This window comes from Actinoplanes flavus, assembly GCF_017592555.1.
In the GTDB taxonomy this organism is placed as follows: Bacteria; Actinomycetota; Actinomycetes; order Mycobacteriales; family Micromonosporaceae; genus Actinoplanes; species Actinoplanes flavus.
The window spans coordinates 18,166-44,939 of sequence record NZ_JAGFNS010000048.1 but is presented as its reverse complement, the minus strand read 5'-3'; the positions used below and the strand labels follow the sequence as shown (position 1 = coordinate 44,939).

The window sequence follows — 26,774 nt, the reverse complement described above, 5'->3', positions numbered from 1 at the left end:
CCGTCACGCAGCCGGATGAACTCGTTGACCGCGTAGAACATCCCGTTACGCTCGACGACCTCCCGGTCGTGGGCGTAGTAGATGCCCGGGAGCGGAATGTTCTCCTTGGCGATGTAGTGCCAGACGTCCAGCTCGGTCCAGTTGGACAGCGGGAAGACCCGGATCGACTCGCCCGGATGATGCCGGCCGTTGTAGAGCGCCCACAACTCGGGCCGCTGGTTCTTCGGATCCCACTGGCCGAACTCGTCACGGAAGCTGAACATCCGCTCCTTGGCGCGAGCCTTCTCCTCGTCACGGCGAGCACCGCCGAAGAGAGCGTCGAACCGGTACTTCTCCACCGCGGCGAGCAGCACCGGCGTCTGGATCCGGTTACGGGTACCGTCCGGCAACTCCCGGACCAGGCCGGTGTCGATCGCCTCCTGCACACTGGCCACCACCAGGTTCAGGCCGAGCGAGGCCACGCGGCGGTCCCGGTATTCCAGGACCTCCGGGAAGTTGTGCCCGGTGTCCACGTGCATGACCGGGAACGGGATACGCGCCGGCGCGAACGCCTTCTCCGCGAGGCGCAACATCACGATCGAATCTTTACCGCCGGAGAAGAGCAGCACAGGGCGCTCGAACTCGGCCATGACCTCACGCATGACGAAGATGCTCTCCGCTTCGAGAGCATCCAGATGCGATACGCGATAGGGCTTCGTCTGGCTCATGGGTTCTGTCCCCAGACCTTTCTCCGGTATCAGCCGGGCAGGGCAGACGTCATTCTGACGGAAGGTGCCTCTGCAGTGCAGCAAGCAACCGAGGAGCGAGATCTTTCCGACAAACCACCAGGTCAGGTAACTTGGGGTCTGCCTGGTTATAGGTGAGCGGGGTGCCGTCGATACGGCTCGCGTGCAGGCCCGTGGCCAACGCCACAGCGACCGGGGCGGCGGAGTCCCACTCGTACTGACCGCCGGCGTGCACGTAGGCGTCCGCGTCGCCGTTGATCACCGCGGCGATCTTCACCCCGGCCGAGCCCATCGGCACCAGCTCGGCGCCGATCTCCCCGGCCAGCGCGGTGACGAAGGCGGGCGGGCGGGTCCGGCTCGCCGCGATCCGGATCGCCCCACCGGTCGCCGCCTCCAGGGGCATCGGAGGGTAGGCCGGCGCGTGGTCGGTGGCCAGGGTGCAGTGCCGGGCCGGCATGGCCACGGCGCCCGCGGTCAGCCGGGCCGGCGCCGACGAGTCGGCGGTCCACAGGGCCACGTGTACGGCCCAGTCGTCCCGCCCCTCCTCGGAGAACTCGCGGGTCCCGTCGAGCGGGTCGACGATCCAGACCCGGTTCGCGTCGAGCCGGTTCGGCCGGGTCAGGGTGGGCTCGCCCTCGATCCAGGCGGTACGGGAGTGCTCGTCCTCCTCGGAGAGCACCGCGTCGGCCGGGCGCCAGCGGGCCAGCTCGGCCCGGAGCAGCTCGTGGGCGGCCTGGTCACCGGCCGTCTTGAGGGCCTTGCCGTCCGAGAAGCCGGTGTTCTGCCGGACCTGGAGCAGCACCTGTCCGGCACGATCCGCGAGCCAGCGGGCGAAGGCGGAGTCGTTCACCGGGGGCGCTCCGCCCTCACCGGTTTCTCGTGGCCCGGCAATGCGTGCCGACGTCTTCGTCTGCTCGCCCATCGTCTCGCTCCTTCGCTCCGTGTGCGTCCTCAGTACGCCCCCGACGACCGCACCACCGCGGTCACCGTCCTGAGCAGGATCACCAGATCCAGGCTCAACGACCAGTTCTCCACATAGCGCAGGTCGAGCCGGACCGCCTCCTCCCAGGAGAGATCCGACCGCCCGGACACCTGCCAGAGGCCGGTCATGCCCGGCTTGACGGCAAGCCGGCGCCGCACGTCGTCGGCGTAGGCGGCGACCTCGGTCGGCAGCGGCGGCCTCGGACCGACCAGCGACATCTGCCCCGACAGGACGTTGAGCAGCTGCGGCAGCTCGTCGAGCGAGAACCGGCGCAACCACTGTCCGACCGGAGTGACTCGCGGGTCGTCGCGGATTTTGAAGAGCACACCATCGTGCTCGTTGAGATGCCTCAGCTCGGCCAGCCGGGCTTCGGCATCGACGTACATGCTGCGGAATTTGAAGATCCGGAACAACCGGCCGTCACGTCCCACGCGCACCTGGCGAAAGAGTACCGGCCCGCGAGACGTAAGGCCCACGCAGAGCGCCACGGTCAAGAGCACCGGGCTCAGCAGAATCAGCAGGACAGCCGCGCCGAGCCGATCGACCAGGTCCTTTACCAGGCGCGAGCCACCGTGCAGCCGGGGATGCTCGACGTGCAGCATGGGCAGCCCGTCGAACGGCCGGATCGTGGTCCGCGCACCGGCGACGTCCACCAGCGCGCTGGCCACCACCAGGTCCACCTCGTCGCGCTCCAGCCGCCACGCCAGCCGGCGCACGGCGGCGCCGTCCAGCTCCGGGCAGCTCAGCACCACCACGGTGTCGGCATCGGCCAGTTCCACCGCGGTCGCCACGTCGTCGAAGGTGCCGAAGACCGTCAGATCGGTCAGCCCGACCCCGTCGGCGCCGGGTGGCAGGCACGCGCCGACCACTTCCAGACCGTGGTAGCGCTCACGGCGCAACTGCCGGGTCATGCCGATGATCGAGAGCTCGTGCCCGACCACGATCACCCGGCGCAGGTTCTCGCCCCGGGACCGGGCCAGATGCAGCCGCTTGCGCAGCACGAACCGCAACACCACGATCGCGACGATGGCCAGCGGGCACGCCACTAGGACGTAGGACCTGGCCAGATCGAGATGCAGGGCGTACGACACGACGGCCGCCCCGCCGACCAGACCCGCACCGCCGCGCAGTACCCGTTGGTACTCGTCGGAGCCGACGAACAGGTAGCGGCGCTCGTACGCCCGTGCCGCGACCAGCACCAGCAGCAGCGCCAGCGGCATGAGCGCCGACCACACCAGGTACTGCCGGTTGTACACGGTGACCTGGTCGCCGAACCGGGTGAAGAAGGTGCCCGCCCCGGCCACCACGCCGGCGGTCAGATCGGAGAGGAGCAGCGAGCGTACGTAGCGGCGCTCCCAGTCCTGCCGGCGCGACATGGCCGCGTGCCGGCCACGGACCCGCTGGAACGGGCGGGCCGCCATCGACCGGTTGCGGCCGGCCGGCACGTGCCGCTCGACCGCCTGGTTCCGGGCCGGCACCGGCTCACCACGGACGGCCTGTGGCGGGGCGTTCTCCACACCGGCCGCCGGGCCGGGGATCCGGGTGTTGAGGCCGCTGCGCCGCTCGGGCGTCCGCTGCGGCCCCTGGTTCAGTCCCGCGCCCCGCCCATCGACCGCCGGCAGCGTCGCCGTGGGTTCGGTCAACGCATCCGCACGGTCCTCGGACACGTCCTGCGGCACCTCGAACCTCCCGTCACGTCAGCCAGCGCACCGGTTCGTGCGTCCGAGTGACCAACGGGTCGGAGGCGGAACGCGTCACGGGATCATTAGATGGACAAATCAGACACCATGGTACTTGTTCTGGGTCCATTCGACGCCCTCATGGACGATCGCCTCCACCATGTCGGCGGCCCGGTCCACCAGGAAGTCCAGCTCCTTGCGCTCCGCTGCGGAGAAGTCGGAGAGCACGTAGTCGGCCGGATCCTGCCGTCCGGGAGGCCGTCCGATGCCGAAGCGCACGCGGGCGTACTCCTTGGTCGCGAGCGACTTGGACATCGAGCGGAGTCCGTTGTGACCGCCCTCGCCCCCACCCCTTTTCGCCCGAACCTGCCCGAACGGCACATCCAGCTCATCATGCACCGCGATCACCTGCGCCACCGGGACTTTGAAGAACTGCGACAGCGCCACCACCGGAGCACCGGAGAGGTTCATGTAGGTGAGCGGCTTCAGCAGGATCACCTTGGGTCCACCGAAGCCCAGCCGGCCCTCGGCGGCCTCGGCCTGCGCCCGCTTCGCCCGCCCGAACTTGCCACCGGTCCGGGAGGCCAGCAGGTCGGCCACCATGAATCCCACGTTGTGCCGGTTGCCGGCGTACTCCCGGCCCGGGTTGCCCAGGCCGACCACCAGCCAGGGTGCCTCGTCGCTCATCCCTCTCGCCTCCCGCCGCATACGCATCAGGGAAAGTGCCGCCCGGCACTTTCCCTGATATCTGGCTTACCGCTGCTGCGCGACAGAATTACTCCGCGCTCTCGCCCTCAGCACCCTCGGCCGACTCCTCGGTGGCCTCGGCGTTGCTCTGGGCGGCGCTGATCACCGCGAGCACCAGCTCCGGGTCGGCGGCCAGCTCGACGCCCTTGGGCAGCTTCACGTCACCGGCGGTGACGTGCGAGCCGGCCTCCAGGCCGGCGATCGAGACCTCGAGCTCGGTCGGCAGGTGCAGCGCCTCGGCGACCACGGCGACGGTGGTCGACTCGTTGACGATCAGGGTGTTCTTGGCGGCCTCGCCGGTCAGGGTCACCGGGATGTCGACCTGGACCTTCTCGCCGCGCTTCACGATCAGCAGGTCCACGTGCTCGTACGTGTCCTTGATCGGGTCACGCTGGATCGCCTTCGGCAGCGCCAGGGTGGCGCCCGAGTTGCCGGCGATGTCGATCGTGAAGACCTGGTTCATGCCGCCGTGGCGGATGGCGGCCGCGAACTCACGGGCCGGCAGGGCGATGTGCTGCGGCGCCTCGCCGTGGCCGTACAGCACGGCGGGCACGAGACCGGCCCGGCGCGTGCGGCGGGCACCACCCTTGCCGAACTCGGTACGGGGCTCGGCGCTGATCTTTACCTCGGACACGGGGAAACTCCTGAAACTCTTCGATGCGGGCTGCGGCTAAGTCTGCGGCTGCGGTATCCGGCAGTGCTGCGGTGGTCGCCGCCGACGGCGCGTGACCGTCGAAGGCGTAGGTGTTCCTGGCGCTGCCGGGCAAGGGGCGCGCTGGGCACAGGCCCGGAGCACCGCGTCGATGACGGCACCTCGAGTGGACTGCGGAACCTCAGCAGACCACGAGGCACCCTCGCCGTGGCAACCGCACCAGCTTACCTGGCACGATCGTGCATCAGTCAGCGGGTCCGTCCGGCTGGCGGCGTCCGCGAAAAAACGATGCTACTGATGCAAGTTGCACCACATGCGAAGGCGCCCGCCGAGTCGACGGGCGCCTCACGAACAACAGAGTCAGCTCAGGCCACCGAACAGGGTGGTCACCGAGCCGTCGTCGAACACCTCACGGATCGCCCGGGCCAGCAGCGGGGCGATGGACAGCACAGTGATCTTGTCGAGTCGCTTCTCCGGGGAGAGCGGCAACGTGTTCGTCACCACCAGCTCGCTGATCCTGCTGTTCTTCAGCCGCTCGGTGGCCGGGTCGGAGAGCAGCGCGTGCGTGGAGGCCACGATCACGTCGGCCGCGCCCTCCTCGAACAGGATGTCGGCCGCCTTGGCGATCGTGCCGCCGGTGTCGATCATGTCGTCGACGATCAGGCAGACACGGCCCTCCACCTCACCGACCACCCGGTTCGCCACCACCTGGTTGGGCTTCAGCGGGTCACGGGTCTTGTGGATGAAGGCCAGCGGGCAACCACCCAGCCGGTCGGTCCAGCGCTCGGCCACCCGCACCCGGCCGGAGTCCGGCGCGACCACGGTCATCGGACGGCCCGCGTACTTCTTCTGCACGTAGTCGGCCAGCGTGTCCATGGCGAACAGGTGGTCCACCGGGCCGTCGAAGAAGCCCTGGATCTGGGCGGTGTGCAGGTCCACCGTGAGGATCCGGTTGGCGCCCGCGGTCTTCAGCAGGTCGGCCACCAGACGGGCGGAGATCGGCTCACGGCCGCGGTGCTTCTTGTCCTGCCGCGAGTACGGGTAGAACGGCAGCACCACGGTGATCCGCTTGGCCGAGCCGCGCTTCAGCGCGTCGATCATGATGAGGGTCTCCATGACCCACCGGTTGACGCCCTCGGTCACCGACTGGACGACGAAGGCGTCCGAGCCGCGGACCGACTCCTTGAAACGGACGAAGATCTCACCGTTGGCGAACTCGTACGAGTCCGACGGGGTCGGTGCCACACCGAGCACCTGGCCGATCTCCTCGGCCAGTTCCGGGAAACCCCGGCCGGAGAAGAGCATCAGACTCTTACGGTTCTCGGCGACGATGCTGCCCATCGGCTCGCTGCTCCCGTGGATTAGGGGGTGGAGGTTCGCAGTGAAGTATCCCTTGCGGCAACGTAACCGCCACGTTTCGAGGGCCTCGCGTGGGATGGCTCACCCCAGCTGGATCACTCCTGGTCAGGGGTGGTATCCGCGGCCCTGGCGGCGGCGTCCGCGGAGGCCGTCCCGGGACGGGCCCGCGCCACCCAGCCGTCCACGTTGCGCTGCGGCGCCCGGGTGATCCCGAGGCTGCCGGCCGGGACGTTCTTCTGCACGGCGCTGCCGGCCGCCACGTACGCCCCCGGGCCGATCTCCACCGGCGCGATGAGCACGGTGTCCGACCCGACGAAGGCCGCCTCGCCCACGGTGGTGTGACTCTTCCGGACCCCGTCGTAGTTGGCGAAGATGGTGCCGGCGCCGATGTTCGCCTTGGCCCCGATCGTGGCGTCACCCACGTACGTCAGGTGCGGCACCTTGGCGCCCGCGCCGAGCTCGGCGTTCTTCGCCTCGACGAAGCCACCGATCTTGGACTTCTCCCCCAGACGGGTGCCCGGGCGCAGGTACGAGTACGGTCCCACGGTCGCCGACGGGCCGATCTGCGCCCCGATCGAGTGAGTCCGCAGGACCGTGGCGCCGGCCGCCACCGCGGTGTCGACGAGCGTGGTGTCCGGCCCGATCACCGCGCCGGTGGCGACCGAGCTGGTGCCGAGGATCTGCGAGTTCTGGTCGACGGTCGCGTCCGGCTCGAGCGTGGCGGTCACGTCGATCCAGGTGGTGGCCGGGTCGAGGATCAGCACGCCGGAGCGCATCCACGCCTCGTTCACCCGGTCGCGCATCAGCACCCGCAGCCGGGCCAGTTCGGCGCGGTCGTTGCAGCCGAGGGTCTCGTACGCGAACTCGGCCACCTCGATCGCCACCGGGTGCCCCTGGGCGGCCAGGATCCCGAAGACGTCGGTCAGGTACTCCTCGCCCTGCGCGTTGTCGGTGGACAGCTTGCCCAGCGCGTCGCGCAGCAGCACCGCGTCGAACGCGTAGATCCCCGAGTTGATCTCGCGGATCCGCCGCTGCTCCTCGGTGGCGTCCTTCTGCTCGACGATCCGCTCCAGGTTGCCGTCGGCGCCCCGGACGATCCGGCCCAGCCCACCCGGCTCGGCCACCTCGGCGCTCAGCACGGTCGCCGCGGCGCCGGCCTTCTCGTGGGTGGCCAGCAGCGCCTCCACCGTCTCCGGGCGCAGCAGCGGCACGTCACCGCTGAGCACCACCACGGTGCCGGTCAGGCCGGCCGTGGCGTCCAGCGCGATCCGCACCGCGTGGCCGGTGCCGTTCTGCTCGGCCTGCAGCACCGGGGTGGCCTCCGGGGCGGCCTCGGCCAGGAACGCGCCGACCTGGTCGGCCTTGTGACCGACGACCACCACGGTGCGGTCGGTGTGGATGGCCTGGGCGACGGCCAGGACGTGCCCGAGCAGGGTGCGCCCGAGCAGCGGCTGGAGGACCTTGGGCGTCTGGGACTTCATCCGCTTGCCCTCGCCGGCGGCGAGGACGACGACGGTACGGCTGGGGGCCTGGCTCACGCGGTAACTCCATCGATCGCAGTGGCATCTTGCATAGGTGGCGTCATGTCCACCCGCAGCCATCGGGGCTCACCACAGAAATTGCTCGGCCGCCAGGACTCGAACCCGGAACATCTGGACCAAAACCAGAGGTGTTGCCAATTACACCACGGCCGAATGTTGCTGGAGACAGACTAGCGTCCCGCTGTGCGATCGCGATAAGCGGACGAAGCCTGTCGAGTTGACGACAGGATCGGCTGGCAGGATGAACCGGGTGAGTGAGCACGGGGACGCCACCGACCGGCAGAGACGCATTCGGATGTCGGCCGCCCAGCGCCGGGAGCAACTGATCACGATCGGGCGACAGCTGTTCGCCGAGCGCGGTTTCGACGCCACCAGCGTCGAGGAGGTCGCGGCCCGGTCCAAGGTGTCGAAGCCGGTGGTCTACGAGCACTTCGGCGGCAAGGAGGGCTTGTACGCGGTGGTCGTCGACCGCGAGGTGCGGTCCCTGCTGGACCGGATCACCACGGCGCTCACCGCCGGGCATCCACGCGAGTTGCTGGAGCAGGCCGCGCTGGCGCTGCTCGACTACATCGACGAGGAGCCGCACGGCTTCCAGGTGCTGGTGCGCGAGTCGCCGGTGCTGTCCGCCTCGGGCAATCTCCAGAGTGTGCTGAGCGATGTGGCGCACCAGGTGGAGCACATCCTCGGCGCCGAGTTCAAGAGCCGGGGCCTCGATCCGAGGTTCGCCGCGCTCTACTCGCAGGCGCTGGTCGGGATGGTGGCGCTGGTGGGTCAGTGGTGGCGGGAGGAGCGCAAGCCCAAGAAGGAGATCGTCGCCGCGCACCTGGTCAATCTGGCCTGGAACGGCCTGTCCCATCTGGAGGCCAAACCGGGGTTGATCACCCGCCGGGTCCGCTGAGCGGTCCCCGGCGGGTCACCCGGGCGGCGGATCAGGCGGTACGGCCTTCGCGCACCTGCCGCGGCGCGCCGGCCTGGGCCTTCGGGGCGGTCTTGCTGTACAGGCTCACGGTGATCAGCAGCAGGCCGACCAGGTAGGTGACGACCACGGTCGACATGGTGAACCCGAAGATGTTCAGGTCGTCGGTGCGCAGCATGGCCAGCTCGTAGGTGCCGACCACCAGCAGGCCCCAGCCGAGGTACTGGTCGACGACGACGTCGATGTTGCGGCCGACCGCGGTGCCGAGCAGCACGAGCGCGCCGAGCACCAGCGAGACGATCGACCACAGCATGTTGCTGCCCTGCCCGAGCACCCGCACGCCGGGGCCGGTGAACTCCTCACCGGAGGTGGTGATGAACCCGATGAGGCCGAACGCCACCAGGTACGCACCGGTGATGAAGCCGACGATCCGGTAGATCGGCCGAAGCGGGTGATTGACCGGGGTGTGCGCCATGGTTCAGTCTCCAAGGTCGGGTGTCTTCGAGCAGATTCTCGCGTATCCCCGACAACGGGCGCAGCCACACCCCCCGGATCAGTTCTCGGACACCTGCTCGGCCAGCTCCAGCCAGGCCTCCTCGGCCTCGGCCTTCTCCTGCTGCACGGCCTTGAGCTGAGCCTCCAGCTCGATCAGCTTGTCGTAGTTGCTGCCGTGCTCGGCCAGGCTCTCGTTGATCTTCGCTTCCCGGTCGGACAGCTTCTCCATCTGCCGCTCCAGCCGGGCCAGGTCCTTCTTCGCCTGGCGCAGCTCGCCGGCGGAGAGCCCCGGGGCAGTGGACGGGGCGCCCGTCTTGGCCACCGTCGGCACGGCGCCCGGCGCGGAGACCCGGGCGAGATACTCGTCGATGCCGCCGGGCAGGTGCACCAGCCGGCCATCGCCGAACATGCCGTAGACCGTGTCGGTGACCCGCTCCACCAGGTAGCGGTCGTGACTGGCCACCACCATGGTGCCCGGCCACGAGTCGAGCAGGTCCTCCAGCGCGGCCAGGGTGTCGGTGTCCAGGTCGTTGGTCGGCTCGTCGAGCAGCAGCACGTTGGGCTCGGTGGCGAGCAGGCGCAGCAGCTGGAGCCGCCGCCGCTCACCGCCGGAGAGGTCGCTGACCGGCGTCCAGATCCGCTTGTCGGTGAACCCGAACACCTCGGCGAGCTGACCGGCCGACAGCTCCCGGTCGCCCAGCTTGACCCGCTTCGCGACCTCCTCCACGGCCTCCAGCAGGCGCAGCTGCCCGGGCAGCTCCTTGAGCTCCTGGGAGAGGAAGGCGGGCCGGACCGTCGAACCGGTGACGAGGCGGCCGCCGTCCGGTTTCGTCACTCCGGCGAGCAGCCTCAGCAGGGTGGTCTTGCCGGCCCCGTTGGCGCCCAGTACGGCGATCCGGTCGCCGGGGCCGACCTGCCAGGTCAGATCCTGGAAGATGCTCTTCGGACCGGCGTTCAGCTGGACCTGCTCCAGGTCGTAGACCTGCTTGCCGAGCCGGGTGGTGGCGAGCCGCTGGAGGCTGACCGTGTCCCGGACCGGCGGGACGTCGGCGATCAGCTCGTTGGCCGCGTCGATCCGGAACTTCGGCTTCGACGTCCGGGCCGGCGGGCCACGGCGCAGCCAGGCGATCTCTTTACGCAACAGGTTCTGCCGGCGGGCCTCGACGGCCGCGGCGACCCGCTGGCGCTCGGCGCGGGCCAGCACCCAGGCGGCGTAACCGCCCTCGTACGTGTGCACCTGCTGGTCCACGACCTCCCAGGTCATGGTGCAGACCGCGTCCAGGAACCAGCGGTCGTGGGTGACCACCAGCAGCGCGCCCCGGCGGGTCAGCAGATGCTTGGCGAGCCAGTCGACACCGGCCACGTCCAGATGGTTGGTGGGCTCGTCGAGGATCAGCAGATCGCTCTGCCGGACCAGCAGCGCGGCCAGGGCGACCCGGCGGCGCTCGCCACCGGACATCGGCCCGACCGGCGTGTCCAGCCCGAGGTAGCCCATGCCGAGGCCGTCGAGGATGGTGCGCACCCCGGCGTCACCGGCCCACTCGTGCTCGGCGCCCATGCTCTGCGGCAGCCAGGCGGTGCCGAGCACGACATCCCGCACGGTGGCCTCGCCGGCCAGGGTGAGGGTCTGCGGCAGCGACGCGACCCGCAGGTCACGGCGGTGGGTGACCCGGCCGGAGTCCGGCTCCTCGGTCTTGGCGAGCATGCGGAGAAGGGTCGACTTGCCGGCGCCGTTGAGACCGACGATCCCGATGCGGGCGTCGTCGTCCAGGCCGAGCGACACGTCGGTGAGCAGCTGACCGGCGGCGCCGTAACCCTTGCTGACCCGGTCCAGGTTGATGATGTTGGCCACGATGCTTCTAGATTACCCGCGCGCCCGGCTGCGGTCCGCGCGCGGTGACCGCCGCCCGGCACACCCCGGCCTCGGTGAGCCCGGCCGCGACCCGCTGCGCGTGGTTGGCGTCGGCGGCCAGGAAGACGCAGGTGGGGCCGGAACCGGAGACCAGGCCGGCGATGGCGCCCGCCTCCTGGCCCGCGTGCAGCACGTCGGCCAGCTGCGGGCGCAGCGCGAGCGCGGCCGGCTGGAGGTCGTTGCCGAGCGCGGCGCCGAGCACCTTGGGATCACGCTGGCGCATGGCGGCCATCAGCTCGTCCGGCCCGCCGAGCGGCTCGGGCGGCGAGGCGGCGCGCAACCGGTCCAGCTCGCGGTAGACCGCCGGGGTGGAGAGCCCGCCGTCGGCGATCGCCACCACCCAGTGCCAGGTGGTCGGGCGGGCCAGGATGGGACTGACCGCCTCACCGTGGCCGGTGCCCAGGGCGGTGCCGCCGTGCAGCAGGAACGGCACGTCCGAGCCCAGCTCGGCGCCGACCTCGGCCAGCTCGTCACGGGACATGCCGAGGCCCCAGAGCATGTCGCAGGCGATCAGGGTCGCGGCCGCGTCGGCGCTGCCCCCGGCCAGGCCCCCGGCCAGCGGGATGCTCTTGCGCAGGTGCAGCCGCGCGTAGGCCGGGACCCGGCCGCGGGCGGCCAGCGCCCGGGCCGCCCGGATGATCAGATTCGACTCGTCCAGCTCCAGCTCGCCGGCGCCCTCGCCCTCCATGGTCAGGGTGAGGGTGTCCCCACGGCGGGCGGTCAGCTCGTCGAAGAGGCTGATCGCGTGGTAGACGGTGTTCAGCTCGTGATATCCGTCCGGCCGCAGCGGGCCGACCCCGAGATGCAGGTTGATCTTCGCCGGGACACGCACCTTCACCGGACCGTGGTGCGGGCGCGGCTCGTCATCGTCCGGTCCCCACGCCTCCGTCACGGAGCGAAGTCCCGGATAGCTTCCGTGGTCATGAGTTCTTCTCCTCGGGCTCTGCGCCGGACGGGGTGAGCTTACCGCCGTACCCCTGCTGTCGGGCCGCCCCCGCGATCGCGGCGAACTCACCCACCGTGAGCGCCTCTCCCCTGGCCTGCGGGCTGACCCCGGCCGCCCGCAGCACCGACTCGGCCCGGTCCGGTCCGCCCGCCCAGCCGGCCAGCGCGGCCCGCAGCGTCTTGCGGCGCTGCGCGAAGGCGGCGTCGACCACCGCGAACACGGCCGCCCGCGGGACGTCGGCCGGCGGCTCCCGGCGGGTGAAGGCGACCAGTCCCGAGTCCACGTTGGGCACCGGCCAGAACACCGCGGGCGGCACCTTCCCGGCCGGTCTGGCCTCGGCGTACCAGGCCAGTTTCACCGAGGGCACGCCGTACACCTTCGAGCCCGGACCGGCGGTGAGCCGGTCGGCGACCTCCTTCTGCACCATGACCAGCCCGCCGCGCAGGGTGGGCAGCTCGGCCAGCAGGTGCAGCACCACCGGGACCGCCACGTTGTACGGCAGGTTGGCCACCAGCATGGTGGGCGCCGGATCGAACCGGTCGCCGGTCACCTTGAGCGCGTCGGCCGGGTGCACGGTGAGGTGCGCCGCGGAGACGGTGCCCGGCAGCGCCGCGGCCAGGGCCGGGTCGATCTCCACGGCGTGCACGTGCCGGACCGCGCCGACCAGGCCCAGCGTCAGCGAGCCGAGCCCCGGGCCGACCTCCAGGGCCACGTCGTCCGGGCGCAGGGCGGCCACCGCCACGATCCGGCGGATCGTGTTCGGGTCGTGCAGGAAGTTCTGGCCGAGCTTCTTGGTCGGCGCGACGCCGAGGCGCGCGGCCAGGTCCCGGATCTCCGCCGGGCCGAGAAGTGCATCAGCCATGGCCAGAGCCTACGGTGACCTCATCGCCAGCCGCCGAAGACCTCCTCGCCGTTGGCCGAGATCGCCGCGCAGAGCGTGTCGAGGTCGGTGCCGGTCGTGGTGGCGAGCGCCCGCATGGTCAGCGGAACCAGGTACGACGCGTTGGGCCGCCCCCGGAACGGTGTCGGGGTGAGGTAGGGCGCGTCGGTCTCCACCATCATCTGCCCGGGCGGCGTGATCGCGGCCGCCTCCCGCAGGCTGCCGGCGCTCGCGAAGGTGACCGTCCCGGCGAAGCTCAGGTAGTAGCCACGCCGCACGCATGCGGCCGCGAACTCGGCATCGCCGGAGAAACAGTGCAGTACCACCCGGTCCGGCGCGCCCTCGGCGTCGAGCACCCGCAGCACGTCGGCGTGCGCGTCCCGGTCGTGGATGATCAGCGCCTTGCCGTAGCGCTTCGCGATGGCGATGTGCGCGCGGAAGCTCTCCTCCTGTGCGGCCCGGCCCTCCTCCCCGGTACGGAACGTGTCCAGCCCGGTTTCGCCGATCCCCCGCACCCGGTCGCGGGCGGCCAGCGACTCGATGACGCGCAGCGCTTCGTCCAGATCGGAGAGTCGCGGCGCCTCGTTCGGGTGAAGGGCCACCGCTGCCAGAATCGACTCATGGCGCTCGGCCAGGTCGGCGCCCCAACGGGACGAGTCGACGTCCACTCCCACCTGGACCAGCCGGTCGACACCGCTCTTGGCGGCCGCGCCGATCAGCGCCTCGACCGGGTCGCCGGCGCCGTCCCCGGGCACCCCCGCCTCCTGAACCGTGAGGTCGAGGTGGGTGTGGCTGTCGAAGACCGGAACCGCGAGCGGCTCGGGCGCCGGCGGGAACTCACCGGCCCGGCGGGCTTCCTTGGCACGGCGCCGGTCTGATGGGGACTGACCCGAGGGAGACGAAGGCATGTGAGACATTGTGCACGCCGAGTTTTCCGGTAACCGGGCGTTCATCCGATATCCACCGGCATCACTTAGGTTGCGCCGCGTGACCGTGACCGGTGAGGAGAACGAGCTGGGCACCGACCCACTCGAGCCGCCCCTGATGGCCCCGCTGCGCCGCGACCTCACCTGGCAGCAGGTGCAGTCGATGAGCCAGTCGGTGGCCTACCGGGACGATCCGATGCTGCGCCGGATCCGGGCCACCGCGGCGATCCGCCGGGGCACCCGGATGACCAAGGTGCTCTCCGCCGCCCAGGTCGCCGGCCATCTCGCCGGCTGGCTGCCGTACGGCTTCTGCTACCGCTCCAGCGACCTCGCCCACCTGCGTGAACCCGGGGATCTGGCACTGCTGCGCACGGACGGCACGGACGGCTCGCAGGTGACGTTCGCGCTGCGCTGGCGGGCCACCGATCCGCTGGACTACGAGATCCCCGGCGAGCCCGCGCAACCGGGTCTGGCCGCGCTGCCGGCGCACTCCCGGATCGGGGCCATGGTGCTCGGCACCGGCTTCAACCCCAGCACCGACGACCTCATCCCGGAGTATGTGACGGCCGGCTTCGCGGACCTGCCGATGCCGGCGAACGCGCAGCTCCTCGCGTATGTGCCGGGCGGGGACGAGGTGGTGCTGTACACGTACCAGCCGGAACAGCACGGTTGGCTGCGCCTGGCCGGGCCGCGCTGGCGGAGCCTGCTGTCGGAGATCCCGGGCGGCAGCCCCGACCGGGAGTACGTGCCCTGCACGTCGGCCGGGTCGGCCCGGCTGGTCGGCCGGATCGACGACAAGGAGTACGAGGCGGTCGCCGACCCGCCCGGCGAGTTCCGGGTGCGGGCGCTGACCCGCGCGGCCCGCTATCCGGTGCAGACCCTGAGCCGCCGGGCCGAGCAGGCCCACTGGCGCGGGGTCTCCTGCTGGGTGTTGCAGCGCGACGAGACCTGGGCCCGGCTGCGGCTGCTCCGTCCCGAGGTGGACGGGATCAACACGACCGGCGCCCGGTGCTACGAGCGTGGCGTCTACGAGGCGTGGGCGCCGATCGACGAGCTGACCGACCACCACATCGCGGACATCGCCTACCTGATGTAGTCAGCTCTTGGTGAGGGTGACCTGCCGGGCCCGTTCGGTCAGGTTGCCGGCCCGGTCGAAGGTCCAGGCGTAGACCAGGAACTGCCCGCGGGTCACCCCGGCCGGCAGCTTGAGCGACCATCGGCCCTTGCTGACGGTGACCCGGACCCCGGCGTTCGAGCAGTAGGTCTGGAACTGGGCGTCGGTGTAGAACCGCTTCCACTTCCGCTGCGGGGTCAGGCAGTAGAGCCTGCCGCTCGCGGTGGAACGGGCCACGGTCATCCACACGTGGGTCACGCCGGACGCCTTGTCGGAGGCGGTGCCCCGGATCGTTTTCCAGGAGCCGACCCGGTTCGACGGGGACGGCTTGGTGATGGTCAGCGACGGTTTCACGGCGTCGGCGTAGACCCGGACCGTGCCGATGGCCCGGTAGGCGCTCCATCCGTTCGCGTTCCAAAAAGCGATCTTCAGGGTACGGGCGCCGGTGATCTTCCGGCTCAGGTTCCACTGCCGGCTCGCGGGGTCCCAGTCGTACAGGAGCGAGGTGTTGTAGGTGCCGGTCTTCGGCGACAGGCTGGACCGGTAGTTGTTGCCCCAGTCGATCGACATGTACCGGGCGCCGGCCGGCAGGCTGCTGATCTTCACGGCGAACGGGTAGCCCTGGTAGACGCCGGCCCGGCTGAGCGAGTACTTCGCGGCCGGGTTGGTCACCGCGACGGTCCGGGTGAGGGCGCGGGCGTGGCCGGCCCGGTCGGTCATCGTCACGGTGATCGTGAACGACGCGACCCGGGAGTACTGCTTGGTCGCACCGACGGCGCCGGCCGCGAGGGTCTGCGTCGTGCCGTCACCCCAGTTGACCACCCGGGTGATCTGCGCGTCGGTGTCGGTGTCGTCCTGGAAGTCGGCGGCCGTCTGGCTGAGCTGCACCGACTGGCCGAGCCAGAGCGAGGTGGCGTTCACCCGGAACGTGCCGGTCGGCGCCGCGGTGTCACCGGTCGGCCCGGTGGTCGGCGCCGTCGTGGTGGGGTCCGTGGTCGGCGGGGTCGTCGTCGGCCCGGTGGTCGGCGGCGTCGTCGTCGGGTCGGTCGTCGGCGGGGTGGTGGTCGGCTCGGTCGTCGGCTGCGTGGTGGTCTCGTCCGGCGTCGGCGACGTGGTCGTCTCGGTCGGGTCCACGGTGGGGTCGGTCGACTCGTCGGCCAGGTCGACCCGTGTGGTGGCCGGGCCGACCGCCGAGGCGGGGGACGTGACGACCACGCCGCCGGCCACCAGCACGCCACTGACGATCGCGGCCACGAGCGGGCGGGTGTGCCGTGACTTCAACTTCGACTCCTTCGGTGCGGAAACCGCACGAAGGACACGCGAAAGCCAGGCCTCCCCGCGGTTGTCGGGACGCTACCCCAGGGCCGGATCACGATCAATCCTGCGGAAGGCCGGGAAACGACGCCGCCCGCCGGAGATCGACTCCGACGGGCGGCGGGCGGACGGACCGAGGTCAGCTACGGGTGATCTTGGCGGTCCGGTAGGTCTCGCGGAAGTAGTCCGCGTAGTCGTAGACCCAGGCGTCGACCGCGAAGTACTGGTTCTTGCCGAGACCGGCGGGCAGCTTGAGCGACCACTTGCCGTTCTTGATCTTCACCTTGACGCCGGTCGCGTAGCAGTACTTGTCGACGTCCGCGTCGCTGTAGTACCGCTTCCACTTCCGGGCCGGGGTGAGGCAGTAGGCCTTGCCGCTCGCGGTGACCCGGAAGGCGGTGACGCCGAGGTGCCGCACGCCGGCGCCCTTGTCGCCGACGGTGCCGGTGATCGTCTTCCAGGAGCTGGCCCGGTTCGTGCTGGACGGCTTCTTGATCGTCAGGGTCGGCTTCCACCTGTCCTTGACGAGGTTGAGGTTGCCGATCGCCTGCCAGGCGCCGTAGCCCTTGTCGTTGCCCCAGGCGATCCGCAGGGTGCGAACGCCGGAGAGACGGGCGTTGCTGACCTTGACGTGGCGCTTCGCCGCCGGGTCCCACCTCCACCGGTAGAGGATGCGCCCGGTCAGCGACTTGGAGCTCGACCAGTGGGCCGAGTCCCAGCCGTCACTCCAGTCGATCTTGTACATCGTCGCACCGGCCGGAACCTTGCCGATGTTGATGTTGAAGAGCCCGCCCTGGTAGACGCTCTTGCGGCTGAGCGAGACCTTGCCGGCGGGCACGGTGACCGCGACGGTACGGGCCGGGATCGCCGAGGTGTTGCCGGCCGGGTCGGTGATGGTCACCGTGACCTTGAAACTGCCGGACCGGGCGTACGACTTCCGGGCGCTGGACGTGGTCGGGCTCAGCGCGGTGCTGGTGCCGTCGCCCCAGTTCACCACCCGCTTGAGGGTGTTCTGGGCGTCGCCCGGGTCGCTGTAGTCCCAGGACTCCTGGACGACCTTGATCTGCTGCCCGACCCAGACCGAGGTGTAGTCGAGCGCGAACGAACCGGTCGGCTTCGTCGTGTCCGGGGTCGGCTCGGTGGACGTCGGCGTCGGGGTCGGGTCCGTCGGCGTCGGCGTGGGGTCGGTGGGGGTCGGTGTGGGGTCCGTCGGCGTCGGCGTCGGCGTCGGGTCGACCGCGTCCAGGCCGGTGGCGGACTCTTCGATGACGGCCGACGGGTTCTTCCCGGAGGGCGCGTCGGCGGCCGAATCCGGGATCGCGTAGGCCGGTGCGCCGATGAGCGTGCCGCCCGCGATGAGGGCGCCGCTCACGACGGCGACGGCAAGGCGTGTCTTCACAGAACTCCTTCAAGGGGGATGTTCGCCACTCGAAGGAGCGGATTGGCCGTTACCAAAACGTATCGACGAAACGCCCCCGTCCCCGTGGCATGGTGAAGATACCGAACCGGCGGGACGTGATCAACGTATTAGGCAACGACGATGCCCACCGGATTGATCACAATCCGGTGGGCATCGCGTTCGGCTCAGGACTCGTCGCCACCCAGGCGGGCCAGCTCCTCCTCGACCACCGACGGGTCGAGCTTGCGGAACACCGGCTTCGGTGCCGCCAGCGGGGTGCCGGGCACCAGCGGCACCGACTCCCAGCGGGCGCCGACCCGGTAGTCACCGGTCAGCACCGGGTAGCCGGGGCCGCCGTCCAGATCCTCGACCTCCTCGATGCGCGGCATCGGGGCGTGCACACCCTCGCCGCCCAGCAGCTCGAACACCTTCTGCGCGGAGTGCGGCAGGAACGGGGTGAGCAGCGTGTTGGCGTCGCTCACCACCTGGAGCGCGACGTGCAGGACGGTGGCCTGGCGCGGCTTGTCCTCATCGGACTTGAGCTTCCACGGGGCCTGCTCGGACAGGTACCGGTTGGCCTCGGCGACCACCCGCATGGCCTCGCCGATCGCCGCCTTCTGCCGGTGCTTGCCGATCAGCTCACCGACCGTCTCGAAACCGGCCTTCGCCACCGCGAGGACCGCCTCGTCCTCCGGCGTGAGCGGGCCGGCCGCCGGGATCTCACCGAAGTTCTTCGCGGTCAGCGAGATCGACCGGTTGACCAGGTTGCCCCAGCCGGCCACCAGCTCGTCGTTGTTGCGCCGGACGAACTCGGCCCAGGTGAAGTCGGTGTCGTTGGACTCCGGCCCGGCCGCCGCGATGAAGTAACGCAGGGCGTCGGCGTCGTACCGCTCCAGGAAGTCGCGCACGTAGATGACCACCCGGCGGGACGACGAGAACTTCTTGCCCTCCATCGTCAGGTACTCGCTGGAGACCACCTCGGTGGGCAGGTTGAGCTTGCCGAACTCGCCGGCCGTGCCGCCGGAGTCGCCCTCGCCGGAGTAGCCGAGCAGCAGGGCCGGCCAGATCACCGAGTGGAAGACGATGTTGTCCTTGCCCATGAAGTAGTAGCCGAGAGCGTCCTTGCCCTGCGCGTCGGCCGACCACCACTGCCGCCAGGCCTCCGGGTCGCCGCTGCGCCGGGCCCACTCGATGGACGCGGACAGGTAACCGATGACCGCGTCGAACCACACGTAGATGCGCTTGTCGGCCCGGTCCCGCCAGCCGTCCAGCGGGATCGGCACGCCCCACTCCAGGTCCCGGGTGATGGCCCGGGGCTGGAGGTCGTCGAGCAGGTTGCGGGAGAACTTGAGGACGTTGGGCCGCCAGTTCTCCCGGCGGTCCAGCCAGCCGCCGATCGCCTCGGCGAAGGCCGGCAGGTCGAGGAAGAAGTGCTCGGTCTCGACGAACTGCGGGATCTCGCCGTTGATCCGGGAGCGCGGGTTCAGCAGCTGCTCCGGGTCGAGCTGGTTGCCGCAGTTGTCGCACTGGTCGCCGCGGGCGCCCTCGTAGCCGCAGATCGGGCAGGTGCCCTCGATGTAGCGGTCGGGCAGGGTGCGGCCGGTGGACGGGGAGATCGCGCCGAGGGTGGTCCGGGCGACGATGTACCCGTTCCGGTGCAGCCCCTCGAACAGCTCCTGGACGATCGCGTAGTGGTTGCGCGTGGTGGTCCGGGTGAACAGGTCGTACGACAGGCCGAGCCCGTGCAGGTCCTCCACGATCACCCGGTTGTACCGGTCGGCGAGCTGACGCGGGGTCACCCCGTCGGCGTCGGCCTGCACCTGGATCGGGGTGCCGTGCTCGTCGGTGCCGGAGACCATGAGCACGTCGTGGCCGGCCATCCGCATGTACCGGCTGAAGACGTCGGACGGCACCCCGAAGCCGGACACATGACCGATGTGGCGGGGGCCGTTGGCGTAGGGCCAGGCAACCGCGGCGAGAACGTGACTCATGGTGTCCAAGCGTAGTGACCGCTCCCAGGGCTTCGCGAACGGATTGCCTCCTCCCGCGCTGGTATGCCGATTTGTCCCGACACGCCCGATCAGGAACGTGATCACCGACGAGCCGGGGCATTCAATGGGCAAATGACCGGAGACGCTCCACAGCCCGCGGAACCGCCCCGTGACCAGGGCAACCCGTGGACCCTGTCCGACCCCGACGGCGCCTGGTGGCACGGCGAGGACGACCGGGACCGGCCGGACGCCGACGATCCACCGTCGGTCGCCGCCCACGTCGCCGGGGTCCGCGACCTCACCGAGCACCTGAACCGTCTGGAACACCTGGATCGCCGGGACGGCCGGGACCATCGGGACCGCCGGGACCACGCCGGGGAGCCGGGACCGCCCGCCCGGCTGACCGAACCGGGCGCGGCGCCCGACGGCTCCCGGCTCGCCACCGCGGGCGAGCTGATGATCGTCGAAAGCGGCCCGGAGCGGGAGCCCCGGCCCGGGGTCACGCCACTGCCCGAGGTGATCGGCTGCCCCGACATCGAGGCCCGCCTGGAACGGATGGAGAACTCGCCGTTCTGGCTCACCGAGGAGGAGCGGGCCCGCAACGACGCGGCGCGCTTCGACCGCAGGCCCGGCCGGCGCCGCCGGCCGCCCGCGCACAACCCGCTGAGCGCGCTGCTCGCGCTGATCTCGCTGAGCCTGGTGGCGGCCTTCTTCAGCTGGGTCAGCGCGGAGCCGTTCTGGCTGGCGGTGGGACACGGCGATCGGGGGTACGCGACCACCACCCACTGCCGCGGTGACGGCCTGGCCCAGCGCTGCGCCGGGCGGTTCGCCTCGCTCGACGGGCACTACAGCGTCTCCCGGGTGACGCTGCTCGGGATCTCCGGCTCGGGACGGCAGGCGGGCGCGGTGTCCTCGGCCCGGATGGTCAGCCCGGACAGCGACCAGGCCTACGCGGCGCCGGACGGGGCGCTCATGCACCTGCGCTGGGGGCTCGGCTTCCTGCTCGTGCTGATCTGCGGCTACGGCATCGCCGAGGCGACCGGGGCACGGCGGCTGCCGTCCCGGCCCACCCGGCGCAGCGCCCTGATCGCCAGCTTCCTCGGCCCGCTCCTGCTGCTGAGCGGCTTCCTGGTGGCCGCCTACTGAACTGGTGGCCGCCTACCGAATGGGTGGCCGTCTACCGAACGGGTGGCCGCCTACCGAACCGATGGCTGGGCGGGACGGCGCCTCGCGTATTTTCCGAAACCGGTTCGGGTAGTCGTACGAATCAATGGTGTATGAGGGCGTAGACGTCGCGTTTGCGCAGCTGATAAGCGTCGGCCACCGACTGGATCGCGTCTCGGCGGGAAACGCCGGCGGCCTCCCGCCGGGCGACCTCGGCACGCAGCTCGTCGTCGCCGGGCCGTTCCGGCGGCCCGGCCGGCGCACCCGCGACCACCAGGGTGATCTCACCGCGCGGCGGATCCGCCGCGGCGTTCGCGGCGAGCTCGGCGAGGGTGTCCCGGCGGATCTCCTCGTACGTCTTGGTGAGCTCCCGGCAGAGAGCGGCCGGCCGGTCCGCCCCGAAGATCGCGGCCAGGTCCTCGAGCGCGCCGGCGATCCGGTGCGGCGCCTCGAAGAACACCAGCGTGCGCGGCTCGGCGGCCAGTTCGCGGAGGCGGGAGCGGCGGTTCGAGCCGGACCGGGGCAGGAAGCCCTCGAAGACGAACCGGTCGCTGGGCAGGCCGGAGAGGGCCAGCGCCGTGGTGACCGCGCTCGGCCCGGGCGCCGAGGTGACCGGGAAGCCGGCGTCGAGCGCCGCCCGGACCAGCCGGAAGCCGGGGTCGGAGACGCTCGGCATGCCGCCGTCGGTGACGACGGCGACGACCGCGCCGTCGCGCAGCGCCTCGACCAGTTCGGGGGTACGCCGTTCGTCGTTGCCCTCGAAGTAGGAGACGATCCGGCCGCGCACGGTGACGTCGAGGTCCCGGGCGAGCCGGCCGAGCCGCCGGGTGTCCTCCGCGGCGATCACGTCTGCCGAGGCCAGGACCTCGCGCAACCGGGTCGAGGCGTCGCCGGTGTTGCCCAGCGGAGCACCCACCAGGATCACCCGGCCGCCGGCTTCTTCGTCATCAGACATCGCAAAAGTCCATCACATGGCAAGAGGTGGTGATGGCGGGCATCGCTTCTCAGGCTTCCGTCCTACGATTCCGGGGTGACGACGGCGGCGACAGCTGACACAGACCTCACCCCCGCGGACCCCACCGCCGGGACGGGGTCATCCCCAAGCGTGCGTGATGTGCCCGAGATCGTCCGGCGTCGCCTGTCGACGCTGGACCGACGGTTCAATCCCTACTCGTGGCTCATCACCCTGATCATCGTCACGGTGGCCGGCATCCTGCGGTTCGCCGGGCTGGACAAGCCGAAGGGTTACATCTTCGACGAGGTGTACTACCCGACCGATGCCTGGGACATGCTCCAGCACGGCATCGAGTGGGACGAGAAGGTCAACGGCGCGGCGTACGTCGTGCATCCCCCGCTCGGCAAGTGGCTGATCGCGCTCGGCGAGTCGGTGTACGGCAACAACGAGCTGGGCTGGCGGTTCTCCACCGCGGTCGCCGGCACGCTGATGGTGCTGATCCTGATCCGGATCGCGTTCCGGCTGTTCCACTCGATCGTGCTGGCCGGGATCGCCGGTCTGCTGATGACGCTGGACGGCTTCCAGCTGGTCCTCTCCCGGACCTCGCTGCTGGACATCTTCATCGGCCTGTTCATCCTGATGACCTTCGGTGCCCTGGTGCTGGACCGGGACCACTACCGCCGTCGCTGGCTGCGCGCGCTGGAGCGGGGCTACGACCCGCAGAAGACGCCGACCGTGCCGCTGATCGTGCCGTGGTGGCTGCTGGTCGCCGGGATCACCTTCGGCATGGCGTGCAGTGTCAAGTGGAGCGCCGCCTTCTTCGCGCCGTTCTTCGCGGCTCTGGTGATCGTCTGGCGGGTGCAGGCGCGGCGCTCCGCGGGGGTGCGCGGGCCGGTGCTGGCCGGGATCATCGGCGACCTGGGCTGGCTGCTGCTCTGCTTCGGGCTGGCCATCGGCGTCTACCTGGCCAGCTGGACCGGCTGGTTCGTCACCGACAACGGCTACTTCCGGCACTACCGGGCGGACAACGGGTGGAGCGAGCCGCCGGTCGTCGGGGCGCTGCTCAACCTGGCCCACTACCACTCCGAGGCGTTCAACTTCCACACCGGACTGACCGAGAAGCACACCTACCAGTCGTGGCCGTGGCAGTGGCTGCTGCTGGGCCGTCCGGTGGCCTTCTACTGGAGCACCGCCGGCAACTGCGGGGCGCCGAGCTGCGCCGCCGAGATCCTGCTCCTGGGTACGCCGATCCTGTGGTGGTCGTTCCTGCCGGCGCTGGGCGCGCTGGCCTGGTTCGGGATCGCCCGGCGCGACTGGCGGGCCTACGCGATCATGACCGGCGCGGTGGCCGGCCTGCTGCCGTGGTTCTATTTCGCGGTCAAGGACGGGCGCACGATGTTCGCGTTCTACGTGATGCCGGCGCTGCCGTTCCTGATCCTGGCGGTGGTCTACGTGCTCGGGGCGATCATGACGCCCCCGGGCGGGATGGCGGTGGGGGCGAACCGTTCCGACCGGCAGCTCATCGGCGCGGTCGCGGTGTCCACCTACGTCGTCCTGGTCGCGCTGTGTTTCGCGTATTTCTATCCGGTCTTCGTGGGCACACTGCTGCCCTACGACGACTGGTCGGTGCGCATGTGGCTCGGGGGCCGCTGGATCTAGCGGCGACAGCCCGGAAACAGAAGGGCGCGCCCCGATCGCCTGCCACGGGGGAAGCGGGCGATTGGGGCGCGCATCAAGAGCTTAACTAGGTCGGATGGCGTGCACAACGGGTGCCGCCAGGAGTTTCTCGTGTCGCTCCCACCATCACAGCGATTCCGACATTAAGTTCTTACTTCTCTTATCGGTCTTCTTCTTTCACGAGAAATGCTCGGCCGCGCGGTCGGGAATACGACAGTAAATTGCTTTGGGCAAGGGCATAACGTCTTTCGATCCGATGCCGCGCCGCAGGTCAGCGAAACGCGTTCACACCCCCTCCGACCGGCCAAATCACCACGCACGGCATTTCGTCCTATTTCAGAGGATCAGTCGGCTGTCCCCCTTGTGAGTGATCTGTGCCAAGATCGCGATAAATGTTCTTAAGCTCGCCGCGTGACTTCGCAGGAGCCCAGAAACCCAGACGACGTCGACCCCTACCTCCCCACGGAAGTGATCACCGTGCCGGAGCCGGCGCCGGTGTTCGTGGACTCCACCGGACGCCGCAGCCGGTTGCTCCGGCGCCTCGCACTGGCCTTCGGCGTCCTTCTCGTCGCGTACGGGGGCCTGGTCGGCGTCAGCCTCGCCGGTGGTCCGGTGGCCTCGAGCGTGGTGTTCCCGCTGCCCGGACTGGACGACGACGAGGACGAGGGCGAGGAGGAGAAGCCGGTGGCCCGTCCCACCCCGGCGCCGACGCCCACCCCGAGCGCCACCCCGACCCGGCGCATCGAGTCGGTGGAGCGGCGCACCGGCGGCACCGAACGCCGTACCGCGAGCCAGTCCGCGCCGACCTCCAGCGGACCGGCGAAGGCGACCACCCGGCCGCCGGCCGGCGGGACGCCCAGCACCACGACCACCAAGACGCTGGAGTCCACCGAGTCGCCGACACCGACCCCCACCACGACGATCACCCCGACCCCGGACCCCACCGGGCCGGTGCCGCCGGCGCCTCCGGTGGTCCCCGACTCCGGCGGTGAGGGTGGCGGCGGCCCGGCGCCGGCCGAGGACACCGGCACGCCGGCGCCCCCGCCGTCGCTGCCACCGGTCGCCGACGACGCGGCCGACAGCACTCCGCCGTCCACCCGGGCCGCCCCGTGACCGCCGCGTCCCGCCGGGCCCGCAGCCGGCGCCGCATCGTGCCCCCGCCGCGCGTGCTGCTCGGCACGCTCCTGGTCGTGTTCTTCACGGCGGTGCTGTTCGTGCAGACGTACATCAACCCCAAGTTCACCGGCGACCACGTGGCGAGCAAGGCCGGCGACCACGCCGGCGTGCCGTCGGCGATCCGCGAGGGTGGCCCGGTCATCAACACCACCGGCGGCCAGGAGAGCACCAGCCGGCTGCCGGATCGCACCATCGCGCTCACCTTCGACGACGGGCCGGATCCGGTGTGGACGCCGAAGATCCTGGAGGTGCTGCGCGAGCAGGACGCCCACGCCACCTTCTTCGTCGTCGGCGCCCAGGTCGCCAGGCACCCCGAGCTGACCAAGCGCATCGTGGACGGCGGCCACGAACTGGGCCTGCACACCTTCACCCACCGCAACATGCAGAAGCTCGCCCCGTGGCGGCGGGAGCTCGAGCTGTCCCAGAACCAGGTGGCGATCGCCCGGGCCACCGGGGTGCACACCAACCTGGCCCGGTTCCCGTACTCGTCCAAGAACGCGGCCATCGACGAGGTGAACTGGAAGCTGATCAAGGAGGCCGGCGCCCTCGGTTACCTGGTCGTGGTCAACGACAAGGACAGCGGGGACTGGCAGCGCCCCGGGATCGACGAGATCATCGCCAACGCCGCCCCGACCGGCGACCAGTCCTCGATCGTCCTCTTCCACGACGCCGGCGGCGAGCGCTCGCAGACCGTCGCGGCGCTGCGCGAGTTCATCCCGCGGATGAAGGCCCAGGGCTACCGCTTCACCACCGTCACCGAGGGGCTCAACCTGGGCCTCGCCGAACGCGCGGACGCCCCCGCGGCGGCGCTGCCGGTCAACCCCGAGGCGCCGGCCGGCGACGAGTGGCGCGGCATGGCCCTGATCTGGACGGTCGGCCTGGCCGACGGCATGGTCACCGTGATCGCCGTGCTCTTCCTGGTGGTCGGGCTGCTGACCATCGGCCGTACGCTGCTCATGCTCCTGCTCGCCACGCACAACGCCCGGCAGCGGCGCAAGCCCGGCTGGAGCTGGGGCCCACCGGTGAACGAGCCGGTCTCGGTGATCGTGCCCGCCTACAACGAGAAGGAGGGCATCGAGGCCGCGGTCCGCTCCCTGGCCGGCGGCAACCATCCGATGATCGAGGTGGTGGTGGTCGACGACGGCTCCACCGACGGCACCGCCGACCTGGTCGACCGGATGGGCCTGCCGCACGTGCGGGTGGTCCGGGTGCCCAACGGCGGCAAGCCGAACGCCCTGAACACCGGTGTGGCCATGGCGAAGCACGACCTGATCGTGATGGTCGACGGTGACACCATCTTCGAACCGGATTCGCTGCACCGGCTGGTCCAGCCGTTCGGCGACCCGTCGGTGGGCGCGGTGGCCGGCAACGTCAAGGTCGGCAACCGGGAGACCATGGTCGCCTCCTGGCAGCACATCGAGTACGTGATCGGCTTCAACCTGGACCGCCGCCTCTACGAGGTGCTGAACTGCATGCCCACCGTGCCCGGCGCGATCGGCGCGTTCCGCCGGGAGGCGCTGGCCCAGGTCGGCGGGGTCAGCGACGAGACCCTGGCCGAGGACACCGACGTCACGATGGCGCTGTGCCGGGGCGGATGGCGGGTCGTCTACGTGGAGGACGCCCTGGCCTGGACCGAGGCCCCGACCACGCTGGAGCAGCTGTACCGGCAGCGGTACCGGTGGAGCTACGGGACCATGCAGGCGATGTGGAAGCACCGGGGCGCGCTGTTCGACTCCGGGCCGTCCGGCCGCTTCGGGCGGGTGGGCCTGCCGTTCCTCGCCCTCTTCGGGGTGGCGCTGCCGATGCTGGCGCCGGTGGTCGACATCATGCTCGTGTACGGCCTGGTCTTCTGGGAGCGCCAGGAGACCGTCGCGGCCTGGCTCGGCATGCTGGCCCTCCAGCTGTTCACCGCGGGGGTCGCGTTCCGCCTCGACAAGGAGTCGTTCAAGCCGCTGCTGCGGTTGCCGTTGCAGCAGTTCGCGTACCGGCAGCTGATGTACCTGGTGCTGTTGCAGTCGGCGACCACGGCCCTGACCGGTGGGCGGCTGCGCTGGCACAAGCTCAACCGGGCCGGGCTGGCCCCGCGTACGCCGGCTCCGCCGCCTCCGCCGACGCCGGCGATGCCCGGGCAGCGGGTGGCGCCCGACGTGGACACCTGGCCGCCGTCCGCGCACGGAAGGCCACCGGCACGGCGATGAGACCGGCCCGCCCCCGACCGAACTGC

22 protein-coding genes and 1 tRNA gene are annotated in these 26,774 nt (G+C 70.6%); 6 read left to right on the top strand and 17 right to left on the bottom strand.

Annotated elements, in window-relative coordinates:
* The 8 genes from cysD to J5X75_RS41265 all read right to left on the bottom strand — a co-directional run.
* Positions 1 to 707: sulfate adenylyltransferase subunit CysD (cysD, locus tag J5X75_RS41300; RefSeq protein ID WP_208473181.1), on the bottom strand; the 707-nt coding region annotated here is incomplete at its 3' end.
* 49 nt (positions 708 to 756) lie between these two features.
* On the bottom strand, positions 757 to 1,647 hold the full coding sequence (locus J5X75_RS41295) for a 3'(2'),5'-bisphosphate nucleotidase CysQ (RefSeq protein WP_208473180.1): 891 nt from the start codon (positions 1,645 to 1,647) through the stop codon (positions 757 to 759).
* A gap of 29 nt (positions 1,648 to 1,676) precedes the next feature.
* Positions 1,677 to 3,128: a sugar transferase gene (locus J5X75_RS41290; protein WP_238490890.1), complete on the bottom strand. Its 1,452-nt coding sequence runs from the start codon at positions 3,126 to 3,128 to the stop codon at positions 1,677 to 1,679.
* Between the two features lie 357 nt (positions 3,129 to 3,485).
* Positions 3,486 to 4,073, bottom strand: a complete 588-nt coding sequence (gene pth, locus J5X75_RS41285) for an aminoacyl-tRNA hydrolase (RefSeq protein WP_208473178.1) — start codon at positions 4,071 to 4,073, stop codon at positions 3,486 to 3,488.
* Between the two features lie 88 nt (positions 4,074 to 4,161).
* On the bottom strand, positions 4,162 to 4,767 hold the full coding sequence (locus tag J5X75_RS41280; RefSeq protein ID WP_208473177.1) for a 50S ribosomal protein L25/general stress protein Ctc: 606 nt from the start codon (positions 4,765 to 4,767) through the stop codon (positions 4,162 to 4,164).
* A gap of 378 nt (positions 4,768 to 5,145) precedes the next feature.
* Positions 5,146 to 6,126 (bottom strand): ribose-phosphate diphosphokinase, encoded by a 981-nt coding sequence (locus tag J5X75_RS41275; protein WP_208473176.1) that lies wholly within the window; start codon positions 6,124 to 6,126, stop codon positions 5,146 to 5,148.
* Positions 6,127 to 6,239: 113 nt separating this feature from the next.
* Entirely contained in the window at positions 6,240 to 7,682 is a 1,443-nt protein-coding gene (gene glmU, locus J5X75_RS41270) for a bifunctional UDP-N-acetylglucosamine diphosphorylase/glucosamine-1-phosphate N-acetyltransferase GlmU (protein ID WP_208473175.1), read from the bottom strand.
* An 84-nt stretch (positions 7,683 to 7,766) separates the two neighbouring features.
* Positions 7,767 to 7,838 (bottom strand) — tRNA-Gln (locus J5X75_RS41265).
* A 142-nt stretch (positions 7,839 to 7,980) separates the two neighbouring features.
* On the opposite strand from J5X75_RS41265, the gene J5X75_RS41260 reads away from it, so the two are divergent.
* Positions 7,981 to 8,583: a TetR family transcriptional regulator gene (locus J5X75_RS41260; RefSeq protein ID WP_208473185.1), complete on the top strand. Its 603-nt coding sequence runs from the start codon at positions 7,981 to 7,983 to the stop codon at positions 8,581 to 8,583.
* 31 nt (positions 8,584 to 8,614) lie between these two features.
* Here the strand turns inward: J5X75_RS41260 and J5X75_RS41255 are convergent, their stop codons facing one another.
* From J5X75_RS41255 to J5X75_RS41235, 5 genes are all read right to left on the bottom strand, one after another.
* Positions 8,615 to 9,076 (bottom strand): DUF4383 domain-containing protein, encoded by a 462-nt coding sequence (locus J5X75_RS41255; protein WP_208473174.1) that lies wholly within the window; start codon positions 9,074 to 9,076, stop codon positions 8,615 to 8,617.
* A 78-nt stretch (positions 9,077 to 9,154) separates the two neighbouring features.
* A complete protein-coding gene (locus J5X75_RS41250) occupies positions 9,155 to 10,948 on the bottom strand; it encodes an ABC-F family ATP-binding cassette domain-containing protein (RefSeq protein ID WP_208473173.1) in 1,794 nt (597 codons plus the stop codon).
* 7 nt (positions 10,949 to 10,955) lie between these two features.
* On the bottom strand, positions 10,956 to 11,900 hold the full coding sequence (locus J5X75_RS41245; RefSeq protein WP_208473172.1) for a 4-(cytidine 5'-diphospho)-2-C-methyl-D-erythritol kinase: 945 nt from the start codon (positions 11,898 to 11,900) through the stop codon (positions 10,956 to 10,958).
* Positions 11,901 to 11,928: 28 nt separating this feature from the next.
* Positions 11,929 to 12,816 (bottom strand): 16S rRNA (adenine(1518)-N(6)/adenine(1519)-N(6))-dimethyltransferase RsmA, encoded by an 888-nt coding sequence (rsmA, locus tag J5X75_RS41240; RefSeq protein ID WP_208473171.1) that lies wholly within the window; start codon positions 12,814 to 12,816, stop codon positions 11,929 to 11,931.
* A gap of 20 nt (positions 12,817 to 12,836) precedes the next feature.
* A complete protein-coding gene (locus tag J5X75_RS41235; protein ID WP_372451039.1) occupies positions 12,837 to 13,751 on the bottom strand; it encodes a TatD family hydrolase in 915 nt (304 codons plus the stop codon).
* A gap of 70 nt (positions 13,752 to 13,821) precedes the next feature.
* Here J5X75_RS41235 and J5X75_RS41230 point away from each other — a divergent pair, with 70 nt between their 5' ends.
* Positions 13,822 to 14,856 (top strand): hypothetical protein, encoded by a 1,035-nt coding sequence (locus J5X75_RS41230; protein WP_208473169.1) that lies wholly within the window; start codon positions 13,822 to 13,824, stop codon positions 14,854 to 14,856.
* Here J5X75_RS41230 and J5X75_RS41225 read toward each other — a convergent pair whose 3' ends face one another.
* The 3 genes from J5X75_RS41225 to metG all read right to left on the bottom strand — a co-directional run bounded on the left by J5X75_RS41225 (position 14,857) and on the right by metG (position 19,578).
* A complete protein-coding gene (locus J5X75_RS41225) occupies positions 14,857 to 16,155 on the bottom strand; it encodes a hypothetical protein (RefSeq protein ID WP_208473168.1) in 1,299 nt (432 codons plus the stop codon). It abuts the gene before it with no gap.
* A 172-nt stretch (positions 16,156 to 16,327) separates the two neighbouring features.
* On the bottom strand, positions 16,328 to 17,587 hold the full coding sequence (locus J5X75_RS41220; RefSeq protein WP_208473167.1) for a hypothetical protein: 1,260 nt from the start codon (positions 17,585 to 17,587) through the stop codon (positions 16,328 to 16,330).
* A 185-nt stretch (positions 17,588 to 17,772) separates the two neighbouring features.
* Complete coding sequence (gene metG, locus J5X75_RS41215; protein WP_208473166.1) at positions 17,773 to 19,578, bottom strand: methionine--tRNA ligase; 1,806 nt, start codon at positions 19,576 to 19,578, stop codon at positions 17,773 to 17,775.
* Positions 19,579 to 19,710: 132 nt separating this feature from the next.
* Here metG and J5X75_RS41210 point away from each other — a divergent pair, with 132 nt between their 5' ends.
* The gene (locus J5X75_RS41210) at positions 19,711 to 20,724 is read left to right on the top strand and encodes a hypothetical protein (protein ID WP_208473165.1); all 1,014 of its coding nucleotides are present in this window, start codon (positions 19,711 to 19,713) and stop codon (positions 20,722 to 20,724) included.
* Between the two features lie 121 nt (positions 20,725 to 20,845).
* Here J5X75_RS41210 and rsmI read toward each other — a convergent pair whose 3' ends face one another.
* Positions 20,846 to 21,697, bottom strand: coding sequence for a 16S rRNA (cytidine(1402)-2'-O)-methyltransferase (rsmI, locus tag J5X75_RS41205; protein WP_208473164.1), 852 nt, complete (start codon positions 21,695 to 21,697; stop codon positions 20,846 to 20,848).
* Positions 21,698 to 21,772: 75 nt separating this feature from the next.
* Here rsmI and J5X75_RS41200 point away from each other — a divergent pair, with 75 nt between their 5' ends.
* From J5X75_RS41200 to J5X75_RS41190, 3 genes are all read left to right on the top strand, one after another.
* The gene (locus tag J5X75_RS41200) at positions 21,773 to 23,356 is read left to right on the top strand and encodes a dolichyl-phosphate-mannose--protein mannosyltransferase (RefSeq protein WP_208473163.1); all 1,584 of its coding nucleotides are present in this window, start codon (positions 21,773 to 21,775) and stop codon (positions 23,354 to 23,356) included.
* Positions 23,357 to 23,785: 429 nt separating this feature from the next.
* The gene (locus tag J5X75_RS41195) at positions 23,786 to 24,487 is read left to right on the top strand and encodes a hypothetical protein (RefSeq protein ID WP_208473162.1); all 702 of its coding nucleotides are present in this window, start codon (positions 23,786 to 23,788) and stop codon (positions 24,485 to 24,487) included.
* Positions 24,484 to 26,748: a bifunctional polysaccharide deacetylase/glycosyltransferase family 2 protein gene (locus J5X75_RS41190; RefSeq protein ID WP_208473161.1), complete on the top strand. Its 2,265-nt coding sequence runs from the start codon at positions 24,484 to 24,486 to the stop codon at positions 26,746 to 26,748. Before J5X75_RS41195 ends, J5X75_RS41190 begins: the two co-directional genes overlap by 4 nt.
* Positions 26,749 to 26,774 lie beyond the last annotated feature (26 nt).

What these genes read in the sequence shown, in the direction of transcription:
- rsmI (WP_208473164.1), bottom strand. Translation starts at nt 21,697, where the DNA reads ATGTCTGATGACGAAGAAGCCGGCGGCCGGGTGATCCTGGTGGGTGCT.
- pth (WP_208473178.1), bottom strand. Translation starts at nt 4,073, where the DNA reads ATGAGCGACGAGGCACCCTGGCTGGTGGTCGGCCTGGGCAACCCGGGC.
- J5X75_RS41255 (WP_208473174.1), bottom strand. Translation starts at nt 9,076, where the DNA reads ATGGCGCACACCCCGGTCAATCACCCGCTTCGGCCGATCTACCGGATC.
- J5X75_RS41275 (WP_208473176.1), bottom strand. Translation starts at nt 6,126, where the DNA reads ATGGGCAGCATCGTCGCCGAGAACCGTAAGAGTCTGATGCTCTTCTCC.
- J5X75_RS41210 (WP_208473165.1), top strand. Translation starts at nt 19,711, where the DNA reads ATGACCGGAGACGCTCCACAGCCCGCGGAACCGCCCCGTGACCAGGGC.
- J5X75_RS41295 (WP_208473180.1), bottom strand. Translation starts at nt 1,647, where the DNA reads ATGGGCGAGCAGACGAAGACGTCGGCACGCATTGCCGGGCCACGAGAA.
- J5X75_RS41260 (WP_208473185.1), top strand. Translation starts at nt 7,981, where the DNA reads ATGTCGGCCGCCCAGCGCCGGGAGCAACTGATCACGATCGGGCGACAG.
- rsmA (WP_208473171.1), bottom strand. Translation starts at nt 12,816, where the DNA reads ATGGCTGATGCACTTCTCGGCCCGGCGGAGATCCGGGACCTGGCCGCG.
- J5X75_RS41235 (WP_372451039.1), bottom strand. Translation starts at nt 13,751, where the DNA reads ATGTCTCACATGCCTTCGTCTCCCTCGGGTCAGTCCCCATCAGACCGG.
- metG (WP_208473166.1), bottom strand. Translation starts at nt 19,578, where the DNA reads ATGAGTCACGTTCTCGCCGCGGTTGCCTGGCCCTACGCCAACGGCCCC.
- J5X75_RS41290 (WP_238490890.1), bottom strand. Translation starts at nt 3,128, where the DNA reads ATGGCGGCCCGCCCGTTCCAGCGGGTCCGTGGCCGGCACGCGGCCATG.